Source organism: Hyphomicrobium sp., assembly GCF_036833075.1.
Taxonomy (GTDB): Bacteria; Pseudomonadota; Alphaproteobacteria; order Rhizobiales; family Hyphomicrobiaceae; genus Hyphomicrobium_C.
Window position 1 is genome coordinate 1 of sequence record NZ_DAITQL010000100.1, and the last position, 14164, is coordinate 14164.

Genomic DNA, 14164 nt, shown 5'->3' on the forward strand with positions numbered 1-14164 from the left:
GGAAGCTGCTTCATGCTGAGCGCCGCCGACGGGCAGATGATGATGCCCATGTCGGCCTCCTTCACCTTCTCGATGATGCGATCCTGCTCGCGATCCTCCTTCGCCGAAAGCGAGATCGCATGCACGCCGAACACGCGCCCCTGCATGCCGTGCTCGATGGTTTTTTCGGCCAAGAGCTCCGTCTCGTTCTCAAGCGGATTGTTCTCCTGGTCGATATGCACGTCGACCGGCTTGCCGAGCTTCTTGGCCAGCGACAGGATCACGTCGAGGTGCTTCTCCGGCGTCGGCCGGTCGCGCGAGGGAAGCCCGCCGCAGTAATCGGCCAACTCGCAGGCTTCCGCGTATTGCGCGAAGGACGCGGGATCGAGCACGCCCTGCAGCGGCTGCACGCCGACCTCGAAGCGGATGCGATCCGCGTAGCGCTTCTTCACCTCGAGCGCGGCCTTGATCGGCAGGAGCCCGACCGTGCTGTCCGCATCCACCATCGTCCGGCAGTAGGTCGCTCCCTGCTGGATCATGGTTTCGAGGCCGCGGCTGATGCGCTCGACGAGGTCGTCGTGCGTGTAGTTCTCCTTGAGGTAGCGGTAGAGCTCCCACTTCTTCTGCATGTCGACTTGGCTCAAGCGCAGGTTCTCGTGCGTGATGAGATAGGCCTTATCGAAGTGCGCGTGATGATTGGCGAGGCCGCCGAGCCTTTCGGCAGCCTGCAGGAAGCGGAGTCGAAGGTTCCACGGCTCGCTGTCGTCCGCGAGGCGATAGCGGTAGGTGCCGCGCTCGGCATCGATGATGATCTGCTCAAGCGTCGCGATGCCGACGTCGGCGTCCGTGATGAGCGGAATGCCGTTCTCGATGGAGAGCTTGCGGATCAGCTTCGCATCCGAGCTCTCATCGTAGTCCTCGTCACCCGTCAGCACGTTGATGACGAGGTCGAACCGGTTGGCTTTGAGGAAGGACAGGATGTTCGGCGAACGTCCATCCGTGATCTTGTGGATCTCGGTGCTGTCGACGCCGTGCTCCTTGAAGAAGCGGTAGGTCCCCGGCGTCGCGTAAAGCTCGACGTCGAGCGTCAGGATGCGCCGGACGGCCGGCAGCATGCGCTTCTTGTCTTCCGGCCGGCCGGCGCTGATCAGGATGTTCTTGCGGCGCTGGCGGCCGAGCAGCTTCAGGTTGAAGGCCAGAAGCTCGAGTGAGATGGCGTTGCTCATTGGGTCTGACCTCGCTTGTTGCGGATAAGCGCCCGGTTGCGGCTGAACGGGTGCGTGCGCCTTACCCCGCGGGATCGGTCCCCCGCGCGGTGGTCAGACTCGCACTTTATTGCAGTTGACCGTCCGGCACCACTCGATTGCAACGCTCATCCACGGGCGGCCCACGCTGGGCCGGCCTACCGTCCATACAGGAGACGCGCCGCCCGACAAACTGGGCCGGCGCGTCCTCAGCGTCGCAGGCGCCGGGGAGGGTCACAGGCGGGACTGAGCACCGCGCCGATGGCGATGAAAGCAACCGCGCTCTAGATTCCTTGCCCGTTGGGCTGCGGGGCGGCCTCCGGCGTCTGCGGCGCCGGCTCGGCGGCGGCCGGCGGCTCCGTCGCCGAAGTTTCGCCAGCGGGTGTTGCGGACGGTTCGGACGGCGCCTGCTTGACCTCCTGCACCTTAGGCGCACCGCCGCCGGGCGGCATCACGGTGCCCGATTTGGGCAGGCGGCGCATCACGTAGACCACGGTTCCCGGGCCGACGTGCTGGGCAAGGTGCACGACGTGCGCGTTGTGCATACGGAAGCAGCCCGAAGAGGAGGCCGACCCGATGGAGCCGGAATCGTTCGTGCCGTGGATCCGATACAGCGTGTTGCCGAGATAGATGGCCTTGGCGCCGAGCGGGTTGTTGAGGCCACCGGCCATGCGGAGCGGCAGCCCGCGCTTACGCTGGTGCATTTCCTTGGGCGGGATCCAGTCCGGCCAGTCCTCGATCCGCGACACACGCTCGACGCCGCTCCAGGCGAACCCCTGCTTGCCGACCGCGATCGGGTAGACATAGGCCGAACTCTGGGAGAGCGTGTAGTAGAGCTTGCGTCCGGCGGTATCGATCACGACCGATCCCGGCCGGAAGCCGTTCTGAAACGCGACCGTCTGCGGCGTCTTGGGCGAGATCGAAGGCCGTCCGCCGCCCGTGGCGAAGTCCTTGGGCTTCCCGAGCGCCGGAGCGGCCCCGAGATAGGACGGCTTGGCCGCGCGTGGCGGCGCATCACCCCACATGCCGTACTGGCTGATCCCTTGCGCCGACACCGGCGCCGAAAATCCCAGAGCGGCAACCCCAGCCCCCAACGCAAACGCCGCAAATCTGAAACGCAGAACCATCACAACCTCTGAATCGCACACATTTTCCAGGACCATCCGACGGCGGCGACCATTGACATGGGCGCACGAAGCGCAACCTTCCAGCTCGGAAGAGCCGCCGTCCGGAACGCGTTGACAACAAAGCCCATAGGTTTTTAGTCAACGGAGGCCTGCAAGCCTACAGACATGCCGCCGCACGCACCACCGCCAAATGACGCGGAACAGCCATCCGTCGGCGGTCAATCATACCTCCGGAACGTATGCCAGGTTCCGTCGGCACCGATCGCAAGCCGCCACCACGACCATTTTTTGGCACTTTTCTGGGCTTTGGCCGCCGCCGGCGACATCAGGCGATAGAGATCCACCTCCTCGGCGGACGTCAAGCGATCGGCCGGAAGCTCGGCGAGATAGGGCCAGACGTAGACAGACGTGTTTTCGGGGTCCTTGCCGATCGCCAGACGGGCCGGGGGCAGAGCCAGCAGGTTGGCAATGACCGCCAGCACCTCGCGCCCCTCCCCATCGGCCGAGGTCTTTTTCCAGTACGTGATCGGATCGTTGTTGGCCGCCCCGAAATCCGGCGGCATCTCGTTCCACTCGATGGCATCCCTGAGCTCGGCGACGTCGCCAGCATGGACGGCTGCGAGAATCTGCTCACGCATGTCGACGACGCTCTGCGGCAACGCGCCGAGGAATGCCCGCTCTTTCGGCGCGGCGCGCGGCACCGCGTTTTCATCCGCACGCACCTGGAAACCCGGGCTTGCGGCATGGACAAGCCAACACGCCGCCGCTACCAATAGAACGATACAGAGGCGGCCGGACCCGAGCCGCGAACGGATCCGTCTTGCGGAGATTTTTCTGACCGCGGCCAAGAGGGAGCCGTGACGGCTTTTCCGGTCGGCAGCAACGGTTCCGTGTGCCCTTTGTGCGCAATCCATGAGGCTCGCTGATCCTTCCTATGGCCTTCCGAAGCCGGATCCGATTCGAGGTGCAATGCCGGACGTCGTTCGAATGCCGTCGCCGCGGTGGCGCGCATGCAGCTAGTTCCCAACCTGCTCATCATCCCCGTCGGAATTGTGATCGGGATTCTTGTTTCGGCTCCGGTCGGTCCCGTCAACGTGCTCTGCATCCAGCGCGCGATCGAGCGCGGCTTCTTCGGAGGACTGGCGGCGGGCCTCGGCGCCATGCTGGGCGACGGACTGATCGCGCTCTTTGCGAGTCTCGGCGTCGGCGCCATCTCGGGCGCGATCGAATACCATCGCCAGGCCATCCAGATCGTCGGCGGCCTGGCGCTCGTCGCCTTCGGCATCAAGCTCTATGTCGCGCCCGTGGCGGTCGAGAGCGTCCGGTCCGAGACCGGTGACACGGCCTCGCTGCGTGACTACGCCTGGGACATCCCGAAGACGTTCTTCCTGACCATCACCAATCCGGGCGCCGTGCTCGGCCTGTTCGCGATCTTCGGCGGCGTCTCCACCTTCGTCGAGGTCCACAGCCATGTGGATGCGCTGACCATGGTCGCCTCGATCATGGGTGGCAGCTTCGTGTGGTGGCTCGGGCTCTCGCACCTGATCGGCCGCCTGCGTCACAGGTTCAGCACAGCGCATCTCGCCAACACGAACCGCATCGCAGGCGTGTTGCTGATCGGATTCGGCGCACTGCTGATCGGCGAGATGATCCTGTAACGATCGCCCTGAGGAGCGCGAGACCGGGGCCGCCGCCCGCCTACTGAACGCTGCGGTCGAGGGTGAACTCGCCGACGTCGATCCGCCGCTCGAGGCCGGCGGCGAGTTTCTTGACCGCATCCTCGCCATAGAGCGACACGAGATCCGTGAGCGCGGTGAACAGGGCCGCATAGGCCATCTGCTCGGGCGCCACGCCGCTTTCGGCGCCCTCGTCCCAAGCTGCCAGGATGAGGCTGAGCGCCCGAAAGCTCAAATCCTCGGACGTGTTCAGGTCAGAACGGGTGTCCATCGCGGTCCTTCCCCCCAGGAAGCCAGTCATACTTTCGATCGGCGGCGAGCCCCCACGCCCACGACTCTTTGTCTTGCAAGGCTACACCTAACACGTGTGTCCCGCGCGACCAGATGCTGCGGCAATTCACAGTAAACTGCATATGACCCATAACTCGCTCTACAACCTTCAAACGAGCGTTCCCTGCTCTTCGAACCCCGTTGCGATTCAATGTGATCTCTGCACCAGCCCGTCGCTGATCTGAATGCCTTCGGCCAAAAATCTCTCGATCGAGGACTGCGCCGTCGGCGTGCACGTGACGTACGTGCGCCGATAGCTGCGATAGCCTTGATTGAAGCTGCGCGTCAGCCGTGCGCGGCGGATGGCGGTGCCACCCTCGGTATCAATCAGCTCCTTCATGCGCTCGCGCCAGAGCTGTCCGTCATTGGCGCTGCAAAGCTCGCGCAGATAGTGGACGGCGCCGAGAATCTCGGCGAGGCGCAAGAGCTTATCGTCATAAGGCTTTGCGTCGCCGGGCGCGGCCACGGCCGCGGTCGGCCCACCAACGCCGAAAAGACGCGCCTCTCCGCCGAGACCCGCCGCAAACGCCGCCACGGCACACAGCACGACGGCGGCCCCGCGACGTCGCACCGCCGGCCGGGCGCATGGGAGGGCGGTCGCAGCCGCATTCGTCACTGACGCGTTCCCTGTCACGTTCGGGCCTATTGCCTGCTCCCGGATGATCCCGTCCAAATCTGACGCTGTCGTGGCAAACCCGCGCCGATACGGGGAGCCATGGCGCACCGCACGGCACACCCTGGCCACGCCGCGGCTCAATCCGCGTTCGAATCCCGCAGGCGACATCTACCAAATTCGCGCGGCCTTGACGCCCCCTTCCCCTCGCCACGCCATCCCGCTTTCACCCTCCTGCCCACTATCTTCCCTGCCTGCTGCCCTCTCCCTGCCGGTTGCCCGCTGCCCGCTGCCCCCGAATACGCTACAACCCCCTGCATGACGTGGCACAAGGACAGCGGCCCCGGCACCCGCCGCGGCTATCATCATGGCAATCTGCGCGAGGCCCTGATCGAGGCCGCGCTCGGCCTCATCCGCGAGAAAGGTCCTGCCGGCTTCACCTTTGCGGAAGCCGCGCGCGCCGCGGGCGTGTCCCCCGCAGCACCCTACCGCCACTTCCGCGACCGCGACGCGCTCCTGGCCGATGTCGCCCGGCGCGGCTTCGAAGCCTTCGCTCTGGCGCTCGCCCGTGCGTGGGACGGCGGCCGTCCGAGCGCGCGCGAAGCCTTCGACCGCCTCGGCGCAGCCTATCTCGCCTTTGCGGGCAGCGAGCCCGCCTACTTCTCGGCCATGTTCGAAACCGGCCTCTCGCTGTCCGATTATCCCGAGGTGCGCGCCGAAGGCGACCGGGCCTTCGCCGTGCTGCGCGAAGCCTGCGAAGCGGTGATCGCGACGCTGCCCAAGGACCGCCGCCCGCCACCCCTGATGATGGCACTTCACATCTGGTCGCTCGCGCACGGGATCGCCGCGCTCTTCGCCCGCGGCGACCGTGCGCGCCGCGCCATCCCCATGCGCCCCGAGGAGCTTCTCGAAGCCGCCGTCCTCATCTACCTCGACGGCCTCGGCGGGCGCTGACAGGGCACGCTCCCGGCTACTTCTTCTCCGGCGCCACGACGCGGATCGAAAGCTCGCGGAGCTGCTTCGGCGAGACCTCGCTCGGCGCGCCCATGAGCAGGTCGCTGGCCTGCTGGTTCATCGGGAACAGGGCGACGTCGCGCACGGTCGTGCAGCCCGTGAGCAGCATCACCATGCGCTCGAGGCCGGCCGCCATGCCGCCGTGCGGCGGCGCGCCGTACTGGAAGGCGCGGTAAAGGCCGCCGAAGCGCGCCTCGACCTCGGCGCGCCCGAGGCCCGTGATCTCGAACGCCTTCACCATCGTCTCCGGGCTGTGGTTGCGCACCGAGCCCGACGCGATCTCGTAGCCGTTGCAGACGACGTCGTACTGGTTGGCCTTGAGCGCGAGCAGCGCCTCGCGCCCCTCGGCCTCGGCCGCCTCGAGCGCGGCACGGCCGCCCTTCGGCATCGAGAACGGGTTGTGCGAGAAGTCGATCTTCTTCTCGTCCTCGTTCCATTCGTAGAACGGGAAGTCGACGATCCAGGCGAACGCGAAGCGGTCCTCGTCGATGAGCTTGAGCTCCCGCCCCACCTCGTCGCGCGCGAGCCCGGCGAACTTGTAGAACTTGGCCGGATCGCCCGCGGTGAAGAAACAGGCATCTCCCGTCTTGAGACCCATCTGCGCCTGGACGGCCGCCGCTCGCTCCGGGCCAACGTTCTTCGCGATCGGGCCGGCACCTGCCGCGCCCTCCTCCTCGCGCCAGAAGATGTAGCCGAGACCGGGCTGGCCCTCTTTCTGCGCCCACGCGTTCATGCGGTCGCAGAAGGCGCGCGAGCCGCCGCCCGGCGCCGGGATCGCCCACACCCGCACCTTGGGGTCGCGCTCGATCATGCCCGCGAAGACCTTGAAGCCCGAGCCGCGGAAATGCTCCGTCACGTCGGCCATCTCGATCGGGTTCCGGAGGTCGGGCTTGTCGGAGCCGTACCTGGCGATCGCCGTGTCGTAAGGGATGCGCTGCCAGTCGCTGTCGACGCGCTTCCCCTCGCTGAACTCCTCGAAGAGGCCCGTGAGGATCGGCTCCATGGTCCGGAAGATGTCCTCCTGCTCGACGAAGCTCATCTCGAGGTCGAGCTGGTAGAACTCGCCGGGCAGCCGGTCGGCACGCGGATCCTCGTCGCGGAAGCAGGGCGCGATCTGGAAATAACGGTCGAAACCCGACACCATCAGGAGTTGCTTGTACTGCTGCGGCGCCTGCGGCAGCGCATAGAACCGGCCCGCATGGACGCGGCTCGGCACCAGGAAGTCACGCGCGCCCTCGGGCGAGGAGGCGGTGAGGATCGGCGTCGGGAACTCGTTGAAACCGGCGTCGTGCATCCGCGCGCGGATCGAGCGCGTGATGGCGAGCCGTTTCATGATGATGGCGTGCAGCGTCTCGCGGCGCAGGTCCAGGAAGCGGTAGGTGAGGCGCAGGTCCTCCGGGTAGTCGGGCTCGCCGAACACCGGTACCGGCAGTTCCTTGGCTTCCGACAGGACCTCGATCTCGGTCGCGTAAACTTCGATCTCGCCCGTCGGCAGCTCGGCGTTGGTGGTCCCCTCGGGGCGCCGGCGCACGGCGCCGTCGACACGGATCACCCACTCGGAGCGCACGGCCTCCGCCGCCTTGAACGCGGCGCTGTCGGGGTCCGCGACCACTTGGGTCAGGCCGTAATGGTCGCGCAGGTCGATGAACAGTACCCCGCCGTGGTCGCGCACGCGGTGCACCCAGCCCGAAAGGCGCGCCGGCGCGCCGATGTCCGCGCTCCTGAGCGCCCCGCAGGTGTGCGACCGGTAGCGATGCAGCGCGCCGCCGCCTGCCTGTCCCTGGCTCTCGTTCGCCGCCGCCGTGTTGCCCGCTGCCATCTGCCGCCAAATCCGCCTGAAACCGGTTCCGAAGTGGCGGAAAAGCGCATGAACGCCCCCCCAAAGTCAAGGCTTTGGGAGCGCGCGGGCTAGGAGGACCGCAAACGCTGTTGAAAGCCGGAAAACGCCTCCGGACGAGAGCTTGGCGATCCGCAGACCCCCGCACGCCAACCGGCGCGACCTGCTCAACCGTAGACCAGCACGGCGAACCAGACGAGGAGAGATGCGGCAAAGGCCGCAACGCCGAGCGTGAGCCTCCGGGACACGTTCCGGAACTCACGTTCGAGCCCGCCAAGCTCCGTCAACCGCCGGCTGACGGCCTCGAAAGTCCGAAAAGCGTGATAATCGCCTTTTGAATTTCCGTCGATCGCATCGAACCGGGATTTCAGATAATCGAAACGCCGCGACAATTCCTCGAGTTTCGCGCTTCGCGCTTTATGCTCGCGATCGATAAATTCCGAAAGCCGATAGCTGCACGAGGCTTCGTCCCTCAGCTCCGCAATATCGCTTTTGACGAGTTGCATCTCGCGGCCGAGCGATTTCACCTCGAGCGCGAGCTGATCGAGCTTGACGGCCGTCTCCGCAACGAACGCATCGCGCGCGATGAGCTGCACCGAGGCGCCACTCGGCATACGCGAGAGGGCGGATCCATCAAAGAGATAGCGCTGGATTGCCAAAGAGCGGCCGCCGATCGGCCTGTGCCTGCCAAGCTCCTGCACACCGGACTCCTACGCTACGCCATCCGACCGCGGCGCGACCCGAAAGCGGGACGTTTGCACGGCGCGCGCGAGCAAGGCCGTGCATTCGATCCCGGGGCGTTACGAAAGTCGACAGCCGGCAAATGAATTCGGAAACAGGCATCGAAATCGATGTCAAATGACCGAACGTATCGCCGCGCGCCAGAAGCGCTCGAAATCGACCCCGCATAAGGTGAATTTTATACAGCACCGGGCCTTTTTTGCATAGCCGGAACGGAGATCGAATTCAGGGTTCCGCCCATTTTTTTGTTTTGCCGCGGCCGCCGACGGCGCGCGGACCCAGGACGCGCGCCGGTCTGCGACCGGCAGGCGGCCGCGGGGGCGACCCCTCAGGAAAAATGTGGCGTAACTGGCAACGAGCTAGCGACAGTCGCCCGTCCAGCGTCTATATACGTGCCGCAATGCACGTCATTACCTCGACTTCCGCCCTCTCCGAAACCTGCTCCAGGCTTGCCGCCGGCGACTACGTCACCGTCGATACCGAGTTCATGCGCGAGCAGACGTTCTGGCCCGACCTCTGCCTGATCCAGCTCGCCGGCCCCGGCGAGGAGGCGATCGTCGATCCGCTGGCGCCTGGCATCGATCTTGCGCCCTTCTACCGGCTGATGGCGGACCCGGGCGTCGTCAAGGTCTTCCACGCCGCCCGCCAGGACGTCGAGATCGTCTATTCGGAGGCCGGGCTCATCCCGACGCCGATCTTCGACACCCAGGTCGCCGCCATGGTCTGCGGCTTCGGCGAGAGCGTGAGCTACGTCAACCTGGTCAAGAAGGTCACCGGCTGCGACCTGGACAAGAGCTCCCGCTTCACCGACTGGAGCCGCCGTCCCCTGTCGGAAAAGCAGCTCGTCTACGCCCTCGGCGACGTGACGCACCTGCGCGACATCTATATCCACCTCAAGACGGAGCTCGAGGCGACCTCCCGCGAGACGTGGCTGGATGAGGAAATGGCCGAGCTGACAGCGCCATCGACCTATGAATGCCATCCCGAAAACGCCTGGCAGCGCCTCAAGATGCGCGTCAAGAACCGCAAGGCGCTGGCCGTCCTGATCGAGCTTGCCGCATGGCGCGAGCGCCTGGCCCAGGCACAGGACGTCCCGCGCGGCCGCATCCTGCGCGACGAAGCGCTTTACGACATCGCCAACCAGCAGCCGGCGAGCGTCGACAAGCTCTCGGAGTTGCGCACGCTGAGCGACGGATTCTCCCGCTCACAGCGCGCGCGCGAAATCGTGGACGCCGTCCAGCGCGGCCTCGGTCGCGATCCCACGACACTGCCCAATCTTCCCCGCGGCCAGCCCCTATCGGCGGAAGCGTCCGCGACGATGGAGCTTCTGAAGGTCCTACTCAAGGCGTCGGCCGCACGCCACCGGGTGGCGCCCCGCCTGATCGCGGATTCGGACGACCTCGAGCGCATCGCCAGCGAACCCGACCCCGACGTGCCGGCCCTCAGAGGCTGGCGCCGGCACCTTTTCGGCGAGGACGCGCTGAAGCTCAAGCGCGGCGAGCTGGCCCTCACGCTGCACAAAGGCGAAGTCCTGGCGATCTCGCCCCGCTGACGCGGGGGAAGGCGCATCTGGCAGGGCGCCCATCGATCCGGTCCCTGCCTGCTGCCCTATTTCCTCGGATCATACCGGTGCTTCTGTCGCCACTCCGAGAGGAAGTACGACAGACCATCATCGATCGTCTCCGGCAGCACGATCTTCACCGTCACGAGCTCGTCGCCCGTCGCCCCCGTGGTCGCGTTGCGCACGCCCTTGCCCTTGAGCCGCAGCACCTGTCCCGAGCTCGTGCCCTTGGGGATCGTGAGCTGCACACGCCCGCCGGCAGTCGGCACCTCCACCTTGCCGCCGAGCACCGCCTCGTCGATCGTGATCGGCACCTCGACCAGGATGTCGTCGCCCTCGCGATGGAAGTCGCGATGCGGCCGCACGCGGATCTCGACCAGCGCATCGCCCGCTTCGCCGCCCGTAACGCCGGGCTCGCCCCGCCCCCGGAGCCGCAGCACCTGCCCGTCGGTGACGCCCTCGGGCACCGTCAGGTCGAGCACGCCGGCATCCGGCAGGGTGACGCGCTTGCGCGCGCCCTGCACGGCTTCGAGGAAGTCGACGTCGAGCGTATAGCGCACGTCGCGCCCGCGCATGGCGAAGCCGCCTCCGCGTGCGCCGCCGCGGCCCGCGCCCGAGAAGATGTCCGAGAACATGTCGCCGAAGTCCTCGAATATCGGCCCGCGCCCGCGGCCTCCCGCGCCTGCCCCCTGCGGACGCCAGGTCGGCCGGCGCGGCTCGCCCGAAGCGTCGATTTCGCCCGTGTCGTACTGCCGCCGCCGCTCCACATCGCCGATGATGTCGTGCGCGGCCGTCACCTTCTTGAACCGCTCCTCCGCCGCCTTGGACGGATTGACATCCGGATGCAACTCCTTGACCAGCTTGAGGTAGGCTTTGCGAACCTGATCGTCGGTCGCGGTCCGCGGAACGCCCAGGATTTCGTAGGGATCATCGGCCATTGCGGGATTGCATCCTCGGGATCGTGACGGGCGCGGAAAGGGCGGCGGAGTCCGATAGATACGGGATATCGCAAGCCCGCGGCCAGAGCAAAAGAGGGGCTCTATCGGGGTGTGGCGTCACACCCCGAGCCGGATCTCGGGCTCGCGTGCAAGCAGCCCCGCCAGGACCGCGAACCGCCGTCTCAGCCGCTCCCCGTCGAGGGCGCTGTAAGCCTTGGGAATGCTGAGTACGAGCTTCTGGCCTTCGTAGGAGAGACGCGTCTCATCGATGACGCCCGGCATGCCGATGGAGAGCATATGCGCCGCGCGGATGGCCGCGCCGATGATTTTTGCGCGCTTCTGGGAGCGCTTGCTCACGACGAGCCTGAGACGGGTCGAGAAATCGTCGGGCTTGCCTTCGTCGGAGCCCGCATGGCGATAATAGACGGCGAGCGCCAGGAAGATGCGGCCCGGGTGATCGATGCCCGACAGGCCCGCATGGGCGACGATGTTGAGGCTCTGCTCGCCGCGATAGTCGGGGTGCGCCTGCCATCCGATGTCGGAGAGCAGGCAGGCCGCATGCCGGAGGCGCCGGTCCTCCGCGGTCTCCTTGGGCCCCTCGCCCTCGAACAGGGCATCGGTCCAGTTGCAGAGCTCATGCGCATGCAGCGCCGAGCGCGATCTCTGGCGCGCATAGCCCTCGCAGAAGGCGAGCAGAGGATCCTTGGCCTGCTCATGCCGCGGCATCAGGCTGAACAGCAGCCCCTCGCGAATGCCGCACACCGAGAACACGACCTCCGATGGCGCCAGCGCTTCGAGCACGCGCTCGAGCACGAGGGCTCCGAACGGCACGATATCGCGCCGCGCACGCGCCACCTCGTCCATGCCGGGCAGAGCCGAGACCTTCTTGACACGCCGCACGAACTGGCAGAACTCGATCGCCTCACGGGTCGGGATCGCGTAGCCGTGCATGACACGCAGCGGATAGTCGGTCTGCTCCATGTGCAGCTTGGCGAGCGCACGCCAGGTGCCGCCGACGGCATAGAATGGACGTCCCCTGCCGTGCATGAGCCAGTCGACCCCGGCGACCGCTTCGTCGACGAGCGGCAGCGCGCGATCGAGCTTGTTTCCCGTCCGGTCGATCAGGCGCAGCCCCCCGAGCGGCAGCGTCGCCGCATCGTTGAGGCGGTCCTTGGAGATGTCGATCAGCTCCAGGCTGCCGCCGCCGAGATCGCCTGCGAGACCGTCCGCGCCGAGAAAGCCCATGCGGATTCCGTAGGCGGCAAGCTCGGCCTCTTTCGCGCCCGACAGCACCTCGATGGGCACTCCGATCACCCGCTCGGCCCGCTGGATGAACCTCGTTCCGTCCTCGGCGTCCCGCACGGCCGCGGTCGCCAGCACGCGGAGATTCTTGACCTTGAGAATGCGCGCGATGGCCCGGAAGCGGCGCAGCGCCTCGAGCGAGCGCTCGACACTCTCCTCGCCGAGGCATTTCGTGGAGGCGATCGATTTACCGAGCCCGGCCAGCACTTTCTCGTTGAAGATCGGCAGTGCCGCGCGGACCGCGCCCTCATAGACGACGAGCCGCACCGAGTTTGACCCGATGTCGATCACCCCGAGCGGCTCGAGATCCGTCGCCTTCCCCCGCCCGCCGAACACCTGCGTCAAGCTCACCGCGACCTCGCTGGACCCGTTCGATTGCAGAGGAGAATTCGCGAAAGACGATTGAGGTCACGGGCCTGAGCACGCCCGCGCACACGAGTGCTTGATAGGGACAGAAGCCGTCACGGTCTAGTCCACGGACCGAGAAAATCTCCTGCCGTTGCGGACGGGGATGGGGCGGGCATGGAAACCGAGAGCACTAGGTAAATAGTTGATTTATATTAATTTCTTTCAAAGCTCTTCATCCGACTCCGCCGTCTGGTCCTTGTGCAGGAAATCGAAACGCGGTGGAAAATGCTCCTTGAGCGCCTGACCGCGGCCGGAGAGCGACGGATTGGTCATGAAGTAGCTGTGCGCATTGAACGGCGCCTCCCCCGGGCCCGGCGCGATCCGCAAGGCCGACCCGTCCGACCTGATCTCCCAGCTCTGCTGGTTGTCCTTGAGGTTGGCCACCATGATCTGGTCGAGCACCTGCTCGTGCACGGTGGCGTTCTTGATCGGCACCATCGCCTCGACGCGCCTGTCGAGGTTGCGCGGCATCATGTCGGCCGAGCTGATGTAGACGGCCGCCTTCGGCGACGGCAGCCCCTCGCCCTCGCCGAAGCAATAGATGCGGGCGTGCTCGAGGAACCGCCCGATGATGCTCTTCACGCGGATGTTCTCCGAGAACCCCGGAATGCCCGGCCGGAGGCAGCACACGCCGCGCACCACGAGATCAATCTCGACGCCCGCCTGGCTCGCCTCGTAGAGCGCATCGATGATCTGCGCGTCCACGAGCGAGTTCATCTTCATCCAGATGGCGCCGGGCCGTCCCGCCTTCACATGCGCGATCTCGCGCTGGATGTGATCGAGGATGCGGTGACGGATGCCGCGCGGCGACGCCGCAACGCACTCGAGCTCGGCCGGCTCGCCGTATCCCGTGACGAAGTTCAGGATCCGCGTCACGTCGCGCGCGATGACGGGATCGGTGGTGAACAGCGACAGGTCCGTGTAGATGCGTGCCGTCTGCACGTGATAATTGCCCGTGCCGATGTGGCAGTACGTGACGAGCTCCGAGTTCTCGCGCCGCACGATCTGGCCGAGCTTGGCGTGCGTCTTGAGCTCGATGAAGCCGTAGACCACATGCACGCCGACCTTTTCGAGGTCGCGCGCCCAGCGGATATTGGCTGCTTCATCGAAGCGGGCTTTGAGCTCAACAACCGCAGTCACCGACTTGCCGGCCTCCACGGCCTCCTTGAGGGCCTGCACGATCGGGCTCTCCCGCGAGGTGCGATAGAGCGTCCACTTGATGGCCATCACGTTCGGATCCGCCACCGCCTGGCGCAGGAACTGCACGACCACGTCGAAGCTCTCGTAGGGGTGATGGACGATGATGTCCTTCTTGCTGATGGCCGCGAAGCAGTCGCCGTTGAACTCGCGGATGCGCTCCGGAAAGCGCGGATTGTAGACCTTGAACACGAGGT

13 protein-coding genes are annotated in these 14164 nt (G+C 66.2%); 3 read left to right on the forward strand and 10 right to left on the reverse strand.

Going from position 1 to position 14164, the window contains the following annotated elements; all coding sequences use genetic code 11:
* From V7082_RS19230 to V7082_RS19240, 3 genes are all read right to left on the reverse strand, one after another.
* Positions 1-1205, reverse strand: a 1205-nt coding sequence (locus V7082_RS19230) for an amidohydrolase family protein (protein ID WP_334151094.1), incomplete at its 3' end; no start/stop codon positions are given.
* 302 nt (positions 1206-1507) lie between these two features.
* On the reverse strand, positions 1508-2350 hold the full coding sequence (locus V7082_RS19235) for a L,D-transpeptidase (protein ID WP_334151095.1): 843 nt from the start codon (positions 2348-2350) through the stop codon (positions 1508-1510).
* Between the two features lie 218 nt (positions 2351-2568).
* The gene (locus V7082_RS19240) at positions 2569-3072 is read right to left on the reverse strand and encodes a hypothetical protein (protein WP_334151097.1); all 504 of its coding nucleotides are present in this window, start codon (positions 3070-3072) and stop codon (positions 2569-2571) included.
* 288 nt (positions 3073-3360) lie between these two features.
* Here V7082_RS19240 and V7082_RS19245 point away from each other — a divergent pair, with 288 nt between their 5' ends.
* The gene (locus tag V7082_RS19245) at positions 3361-4008 is read left to right on the forward strand and encodes a LysE family translocator (protein WP_334151098.1); all 648 of its coding nucleotides are present in this window, start codon (positions 3361-3363) and stop codon (positions 4006-4008) included.
* A gap of 40 nt (positions 4009-4048) precedes the next feature.
* Here V7082_RS19245 and V7082_RS19250 read toward each other — a convergent pair whose 3' ends face one another.
* Together V7082_RS19250 and V7082_RS19255 are read right to left on the reverse strand one after the other, a co-directional pair.
* Positions 4049-4297, reverse strand: coding sequence for a hypothetical protein (locus V7082_RS19250; RefSeq protein WP_334151100.1), 249 nt, complete (start codon positions 4295-4297; stop codon positions 4049-4051).
* Positions 4298-4504: 207 nt separating this feature from the next.
* A complete protein-coding gene (locus V7082_RS19255) occupies positions 4505-4972 on the reverse strand; it encodes a TIGR02301 family protein (protein WP_334151101.1) in 468 nt (155 codons plus the stop codon).
* Between the two features lie 315 nt (positions 4973-5287).
* On the opposite strand from V7082_RS19255, the gene V7082_RS19260 reads away from it, so the two are divergent.
* Complete coding sequence (locus V7082_RS19260) at positions 5288-5923, forward strand: TetR/AcrR family transcriptional regulator (protein ID WP_334151102.1); 636 nt, start codon at positions 5288-5290, stop codon at positions 5921-5923.
* A 16-nt stretch (positions 5924-5939) separates the two neighbouring features.
* Here the strand turns inward: V7082_RS19260 and aspS are convergent, their stop codons facing one another.
* The gene (aspS, locus tag V7082_RS19265; RefSeq protein ID WP_334151111.1) at positions 5940-7742 is read right to left on the reverse strand and encodes an aspartate--tRNA ligase; all 1803 of its coding nucleotides are present in this window, start codon (positions 7740-7742) and stop codon (positions 5940-5942) included.
* A 245-nt stretch (positions 7743-7987) separates the two neighbouring features.
* Positions 7988-8521, reverse strand: a complete 534-nt coding sequence (locus V7082_RS19270; RefSeq protein ID WP_334151103.1) for a hypothetical protein — start codon at positions 8519-8521, stop codon at positions 7988-7990.
* Positions 8522-8961: 440 nt separating this feature from the next.
* Here V7082_RS19270 and rnd point away from each other — a divergent pair, with 440 nt between their 5' ends.
* Complete coding sequence (gene rnd, locus V7082_RS19275) at positions 8962-10113, forward strand: ribonuclease D (RefSeq protein ID WP_334151105.1); 1152 nt, start codon at positions 8962-8964, stop codon at positions 10111-10113.
* Positions 10114-10169: 56 nt separating this feature from the next.
* On the opposite strand, the gene V7082_RS19280 is transcribed toward rnd, so the two are convergent.
* The 3 genes from V7082_RS19280 to ppk1 all read right to left on the reverse strand — a co-directional run.
* The gene (locus V7082_RS19280) at positions 10170-11060 is read right to left on the reverse strand and encodes a DnaJ C-terminal domain-containing protein (RefSeq protein ID WP_334151106.1); all 891 of its coding nucleotides are present in this window, start codon (positions 11058-11060) and stop codon (positions 10170-10172) included.
* A gap of 117 nt (positions 11061-11177) precedes the next feature.
* Entirely contained in the window at positions 11178-12713 is a 1536-nt protein-coding gene (locus V7082_RS19285; RefSeq protein ID WP_334151108.1) for a Ppx/GppA family phosphatase, read from the reverse strand.
* 219 nt (positions 12714-12932) lie between these two features.
* A partial coding sequence (ppk1, locus tag V7082_RS19290) for a polyphosphate kinase 1 (protein ID WP_334151110.1) occupies positions 12933-14164 on the reverse strand: 1232 nt, incomplete at its 5' end.

Bases quoted from the DNA above. Each gene is read 5' to 3' on its own strand.
- V7082_RS19235 (WP_334151095.1), bottom strand. From the start codon at position 2,350: ATGGTTCTGCGTTTCAGATTTGCGGCGTTTGCGTTGGGGGCTGGGGTT.
- V7082_RS19245 (WP_334151098.1), top strand. From the start codon at position 3,361: ATGCAGCTAGTTCCCAACCTGCTCATCATCCCCGTCGGAATTGTGATC.
- V7082_RS19250 (WP_334151100.1), bottom strand. From the start codon at position 4,297: ATGGACACCCGTTCTGACCTGAACACGTCCGAGGATTTGAGCTTTCGG.
- V7082_RS19260 (WP_334151102.1), top strand. From the start codon at position 5,288: ATGACGTGGCACAAGGACAGCGGCCCCGGCACCCGCCGCGGCTATCAT.
- rnd (WP_334151105.1), top strand. From the start codon at position 8,962: ATGCACGTCATTACCTCGACTTCCGCCCTCTCCGAAACCTGCTCCAGG.
- V7082_RS19280 (WP_334151106.1), bottom strand. From the start codon at position 11,060: ATGGCCGATGATCCCTACGAAATCCTGGGCGTTCCGCGGACCGCGACC.